General features: G+C 64.2%; 5 protein-coding genes and 1 pseudogene. 1 reads left to right on the top strand and 5 read right to left on the bottom strand.

The genetic code is table 11. From position 1 onward, the window contains the following. The 5 genes from EOA60_RS16035 to EOA60_RS16015 all read right to left on the bottom strand — a co-directional run. Nucleotides 1-1,390, bottom strand: a 1,390-nt coding sequence (locus tag EOA60_RS16035) for an acetate--CoA ligase family protein (protein ID WP_164899342.1), incomplete at its 3' end; no start/stop codon positions are given. 64 nt (nucleotides 1,391-1,454) lie between these two features. Next, entirely contained in the window at nucleotides 1,455-2,618 is a 1,164-nt protein-coding gene (locus tag EOA60_RS16030; protein ID WP_066996076.1) for an acyl-CoA dehydrogenase, read from the bottom strand. A 4-nt stretch (nucleotides 2,619-2,622) separates the two neighbouring features. Continuing rightward, nucleotides 2,623-3,750 (bottom strand): carnitine 3-dehydrogenase, encoded by a 1,128-nt coding sequence (locus tag EOA60_RS16025; RefSeq protein ID WP_067324062.1) that lies wholly within the window; start codon nucleotides 3,748-3,750, stop codon nucleotides 2,623-2,625. Nucleotides 3,751-3,752: 2 nt separating this feature from the next. Then, a complete protein-coding gene (locus EOA60_RS16020; protein ID WP_066996070.1) occupies nucleotides 3,753-4,376 on the bottom strand; it encodes an HD domain-containing protein in 624 nt (207 codons plus the stop codon). A gap of 95 nt (nucleotides 4,377-4,471) precedes the next feature. Continuing rightward, complete coding sequence (locus tag EOA60_RS16015; RefSeq protein ID WP_066996067.1) at nucleotides 4,472-5,389, bottom strand: 3-keto-5-aminohexanoate cleavage protein; 918 nt, start codon at nucleotides 5,387-5,389, stop codon at nucleotides 4,472-4,474. Between the two features lie 128 nt (nucleotides 5,390-5,517). Between EOA60_RS16015 and EOA60_RS39020 the strand changes: the two are divergent. Beyond that, nucleotides 5,518-5,680 (top strand): annotated as a pseudogene (locus EOA60_RS39020) (GlxA family transcriptional regulator); the annotation flags it as partial.

Genomic DNA, 5,680 nt, shown 5'->3' with positions numbered 1-5,680 from the left:
CCGGCGGCTGGCGCCAGGCCCAGCCGATGAAGGCGGCGGCCTGGGCGGCGTCCATCGCTTCCGAAATGCCGAACAAGGGCACCATGCCGCGCGCCATCAGCCCGGCGGTATATTCCTCCGGCAGGTTTTCCGGCAGCGAGGAGACGATCGCGCCCTGCGCCCTGTTGGTCTTCAGCGCCGCCTCGAAGGCACGCAGCGTCGCCCACCAGTCGGTGTCCGAGCAGCGGTCGGGGCGCGGGAAGTCGAGCACCAGCATGTTGAGGTCGAAGCCGCCCGACACCATGGCAGTGAAGGTGGCCGTCATCGCCGGCTCGTTGTTCCAGATGAAGGTGTGGTAGTCGAGCGGATTGGCGACCGCGACCAGCGGCCCGAGCGTCGATTTGACATGCGCGCGATGCTCGGCGCTTAGCGTCGGGAAATGCACCCAGCGTCCTTCCGCGCTGTCGGCCATCACGGAGGCTTCGCCGCCCGAGCAGCTCATCGACGACAGTCTGTAGCCGGGCAGCGGCCCGGTGATGTGCAAGAGCTTCAACGCCTCGATGAAGGCCGGTATGGAATCGACGCGCGCGATGCCCAGCCGCTTCAGGAACGCGCCCGAGGCGGCATCCGAACCGGCAAGCGACGCGGTATGGGAAACCGTCGCCTGCCGCGCCTGTTCCGAGCGGCCGACCTTCATGGCGATGATCGGCTTCTTCAGCTCGCGGGCTCTCGCCGCCAATCGCTCGAAGCCGGCCACGGAATCGAAGGCCTCGATATGCAGGCCAAGCGACGTGACGCGCTCGTCCTCGATCAGACCGAGCGCCATTTCGGAAAGGCCGGTCTGCGCCTGGTTGCCGGCCGTCATCAGGAACGCGATCGGCAGACCGCGCTTCTGCATCGTCATGTTGATGGCGATGTTGGACGATTGAGTGATGATGGCGACGCCCTTGCCGCCCTCGGCCAGTCTGATCCCGCCATGCTGATCGGGCCACAAAAGCGCGCCGTCGGCATAGTTGATCAGGCCATAGCAGTTCGGGCCGATGATCGGCATCTCACCCGCGGCGGCGACCAGCTCGGCCTGCAGCCGCTCGCCGTCCTCGTCATAGGCCTCGGTCTCGAGGAAGCCGGCGGCAAAGCAGACGGCGCCGCCGGCGCCGCGCTCGGCCAATGCCTTGACCACTTCGATGGTGAGATGCCGGTTGACCCCAACAAAGGCGGCGTCCGGCGCGCCGGGCAAGTCGGCGACGGAACGGTAGGCCTTGCGGCCTGCGACCTCGTCTTTAGTCGGGTGCACCGGCCAGATTTCGCCGGCAAAGCCCATCTTGATTGATTGCGCGACGACGGCGGCGGCCTGCGCCCCGCCGAACACGGCGATCGATTTCGGGCGCAGGAGACGTTCGAGTTTATGCATGGTCATCTTTTCATTTGAGCACGATCGTTGCCAAAACCGGATCCCGGTTTTGGCGGATCATGCTCTAAGCCCCGAACGGGCGCAGCAACGCCCGCGAAATAATATGTCGCTGAATCTCCGAAGTGCCTTCCCAGATGCGCTCGACGCGCGCGTCGCGCCAGATGCGCTCCAGCGGCAGATCGTCCATCAGCCCCATGCCGCCATGGATCTGGATCGCCTCGTCGGCGACGAAAGCCAGCATCTCGGTAGCCTTCAGCTTGGCCATCGCCATGTCCTGATCGGTGACGGTGCCCTGATCGTACTTCCAGCCGGCTTCGAACACCATCAGGTCAGCGGCCTTCAACTCCGTCGCCATATCGGCGAGCTTGAACGACACACCCTGGAACTTGCCGATCTGCTGGCCGAACTGCTGGCGCTGCGCGGCATATTCGATGGCATGCGAAAGCGCGCGCTCTGCGCGGCCGAGGCAGGTGGCGCCGACCTGCAGGCGCGTGGCGCCGAGCCATGAATTCGCCACCTCGAAGCCCTTGTGCACTTCGCCGAGCACCTGGGAAGCCGGCAGCCGGCAGTCGTCGAATTCGAGGATCGAGTTGGTGTAGCCGCGATGCGAGACGTTGCGGTAGCCGTCGCGCACCGTGAAACCCTTGGTGCCCTTGTCGACGAAGAAGGCGGTGATCTTCTTGCGCTTGCCGCGCGGCGAATCCTCTTCGCCCGAAGCCATGAATACGATGGCAAAGTCGGCGATGTCGGCGTGGCTGATGAAGTGCTTGGTGCCGTTGAGCACCCAGTCCGAGCCGTCCTGGACCGCGGTCGCCTTCATGCCGCGCAGGTCGGAGCCGGCGCCGGGCTCGGTCATCGCCAGGCAGTCCCACTTTTCGCCGCGGATGCAGGGGAAGAGATATTTTTCACGCTGCTCCGGCGTGCCGGCGAGCAGGATGTTGGACGGGCGCGCCACGCAGGTCCAGTGCAGCGCGTAATTGGCGCGGCCAAGCTCCTTCTCGTAGAGCAGCCAGCTCACCGTATCGAGGCCGGCGCCGCCGACATCGGCCGGCATGTTGGCGGCGTAGAGCCCGGCCGCGATCGCCTTCGCCTTCAATTCGTCGATCAGCTCGCGGCGCAGTTCGCCGGTGCGTTCCACCTCGCGCTCATGCGGGTAAAGCTCGTTCTCGACAAAGGCACGCGTCGTCTCGACGATCAGTTTTTGTTCTTCCGAAAGACCGAAATGCATCGCCTCAGCCCTTCTTCTTGCTTGTTTTCGCCTTGTCGGCCTTCGTGGGCTTCTCGGCCTTTGCGGGCTTCGCCATCTTCTTCGCCGGCTTGGCGGCTTTTGCTTTGTCGCCTGCCTTGGCGGCCGGCTTCGCCGCCAGCTTGGCCAACTGCCTGGTATAGTCCTTGTGAAGCGCGCCGGCGCCCCAGCCCTTGCCCTTGTTCTGCTTCGACAGCGCATCCATGATGGCGACCAGATTGTCGTCGCGGATCTTTTCAAGCTCGCGGATCGAGAGGCCGTTTGCCTGCTCGTCCGACTGCGTGGCGATCAGGTCGACCAGCTCGTCGTTGAACTCCGGCACGTCCATCAGCTTGGTCCACGGCCATTTCAGGCAAGGTCCGAACTGCGCCATGAAGTGGCGCATGCCGGCTTCGCCGCCGGCGACGCGGTAGACCTGGAACATGCCCATTTGAGCCCAGCGCAGGCCGAAGGAATAGCGCATGATATCGTCGAGTTCCTCGACGGTGCAGATGCCGTCCTTGACCAGCCACAGCGCCTCGCGCCACGCGGCCTCCAGGAGGCGATCGCCGACGAAGGCCTCGATTTCCTTGCGCACCACCACCGGCTTCATGCCGATCGAGGCGTAGATCTCCTTGGCGACCTCGATCGCCTCGGGAAAAGTCTGGTGGCCGCCGACGATCTCGACCAGCGGCAGAAGATAGACCGGGTTGAACGGGTGCCCGACGACCAGCCGCTCCGGGTGCTTCTTCATCGCCACCTGCATGTCAGTCGGCTTGATGCCAGAGGTCGAGGAGCCGATTATGGAGTTGGCCGGCGCATGGGCGTCGATCTCGGCCAGCACTTTGTGCTTGAGGTCGAGCCGCTCCGGCACGCTCTCCTGGATGAAGTCGGCATCCGCTACCGCCTCGCCGATCGTCTTGGCGAAGGTGAGCTTGCCTTCCTTGGGCAGGCCGCCGGGCAGCATCTGCTTGTAAGCGCGGCGTGCGCCCTTCATCACCTCGCCGACTTTGCGCGACGCCTCGGGATCGGGATCGAAGATCGAGACATCGATGCCGTTCAAGAGCAGGCGCGCCACCCAGCCGGCGCCGATGACGCCGCCGCCGATGGCGGCCGCCTTGTTGATGATGCTCATGGTCAGGCTCCGGTTCTGGTCTTGGCTGTTTCGGGATCGGAAAGCGGCACGCGCTCGCCGGCGCGGATCACGGCCGGGTCGTAAGCTTTGCGCGCGAAGACTTCGAGCACGAGGGGCCGGAAGAACTCGATCGGCAGCGTCTCGTAGTCGGGATCGAAGCTCGACTGGTCCCAGCGCTCGCAGAACCGGTCGCAATCGTCGAAATAGAGATGGCCGGCGAAGCGATCGCGGGCATGCTGGTTGCCGCCCAAATGATGCGCGTAATAGAGGCGCTGGAAGTCGCCGTGCTTTTCGACAACCCAGGTGCATTGCTCGCGCACGAACGGCTTCAGGATGGTGGCGGCATATTCGTCATGATTGTAGGGCGCGTATATGTCGCCGATGTCGTGCAGCAGCGCGGAGACGATCCAGTCAGTGTCGGCGCCGTCGCGCCAGGCGCGCGTCGCCGCCTGCAGCGAATGGCCGAGCCGGGTGATCTTATAGCCGGACAAACCTTCGTCCAGCTGCACCAGCGCGGAAAGCAGCCGATCCCCCGTCCTGGCGGCATAGTCGATCTCGTGGGCGGTCAGGAATTCATAGTCTTCCTTGTCGCCGTCCTTCATCGCGGTGAATTTGACGGTAGCCATCTCGACCTCCCGCTTTTCAATGTTGTTTGAGCATGATCTTTTCCGAACCGCAGGTCAGCGAAGCAAAAACCGGTTCCCACTTTTCGGGGTCATGCTCATGCCGCGATCGGAGCCCGCTTGGTGAGGTTAAGCTTCTTGCGCACTTCCTCCGGTCCGAGCACGCGCGCACCGAGATTGGAGACGATGCTCACCGCGCGCTCGACGAGCTGCGCATTGGTCGCCAGCACGCCCTTGTCCAGCCACAGATTGTCTTCCAGCCCGACACGGACATTGCCGCCGGCCAGCACCGCCGCCGCGACATAGGCCATTTGGTTGCGGCCGATCGAGAAGGCCGACCAGTTCCAGGTCGACGGCACGTTGTTGACCATCGCCATGAAGGTGTTGAGGTCGTCCGGCGCGCCCCAAGGCACACCCATGCACAGCTGCACCAGCGCATCCGGCTTCAGCACCTGTTCCTCGACCAGCTGCTTGGCGAACCACAAATGCCCGGTATCGAAAGCCTCGATCTCGGGCTTCACGCCGAGCGCCGTCATCATGCCGCCCATGGCGCGCAGCATGCCGGGCGTGTTGGTCATCACATAGTCGGCTTCGGCGAAGTTCATCGTGCCGCAATCAAGCGTGCAGATCTCCGGCAGGCACTGGCGCACATGCTCCATGCGGTTGGTGGCGCCGCCCATGTCGGTGCCCTTCTCGTTGAGCGGCAGCGGCGCTTCCGGCGAGCCGAACACCATGTCGCCGCCCATGCCGGCGGTGAGGTTCAGCACCACATCCACGTTCGCCTCGCGGATGCGCTCGGTGACCTCGCGGTAGAGATGGACGTCGCGCCTCGGCTTGCCGGTCTCGGGGTCGCGCACATGGCAATGGACGATCGCAGCACCCGCCTTGGCGGCCTCGATCGCCGAATCGGCGATCTGCTTGGGCGAGCGCGGCACGTTCGGGCTGCGGTCCTGCGTCCCGCCGGAACCGGTCACGGCACAGGTAATGAAAACCTCACGGTTCATCGCGAGCGGCATCGTCTTTCCTCCCAAATTCGATCAGCCATTGATGAAGCCGGAAACCGGCTTTGCTATGACGACCTGCGCCGAAGCTGGCCAAGCATGACCGACTTGCCGGAAACTGTTTTGCGTTTTACGAAGGCGCCATGACTAAAAGCGAAAAGCCGACGATCTTTCGCGCCGAGCGGGAAACCCTCAAGGTGACGTTTCTGGTGTTCTCGGGCTCGTCGATCATGTGCGTGGCCTCGGCGGTCGACCCGCTGCGCGCCGCCAACCGCATTTCCGGCGAGACTGTGTTCGACTTCAAGC

Origin of the sequence: Mesorhizobium sp. M1A.F.Ca.IN.020.06.1.1 (assembly GCF_004023265.1) — a bacterium.
Taxonomy (GTDB): Bacteria; Pseudomonadota; Alphaproteobacteria; order Rhizobiales; family Rhizobiaceae; genus Mesorhizobium.
This window is presented reverse-complemented; position numbering and strand designations above follow the sequence as displayed.

Excerpts from the sequence above, each read along its gene's own strand:
- EOA60_RS16025 (WP_067324062.1), bottom strand. The coding sequence starts at position 3,750 with ATGAGCATCATCAACAAGGCGGCCGCCATCGGCGGCGGCGTCATCGGC.
- EOA60_RS16015 (WP_066996067.1), bottom strand. The coding sequence starts at position 5,389 with ATGCCGCTCGCGATGAACCGTGAGGTTTTCATTACCTGTGCCGTGACC.
- EOA60_RS16020 (WP_066996070.1), bottom strand. The coding sequence starts at position 4,376 with ATGGCTACCGTCAAATTCACCGCGATGAAGGACGGCGACAAGGAAGAC.
- EOA60_RS16030 (WP_066996076.1), bottom strand. The coding sequence starts at position 2,618 with ATGCATTTCGGTCTTTCGGAAGAACAAAAACTGATCGTCGAGACGACG.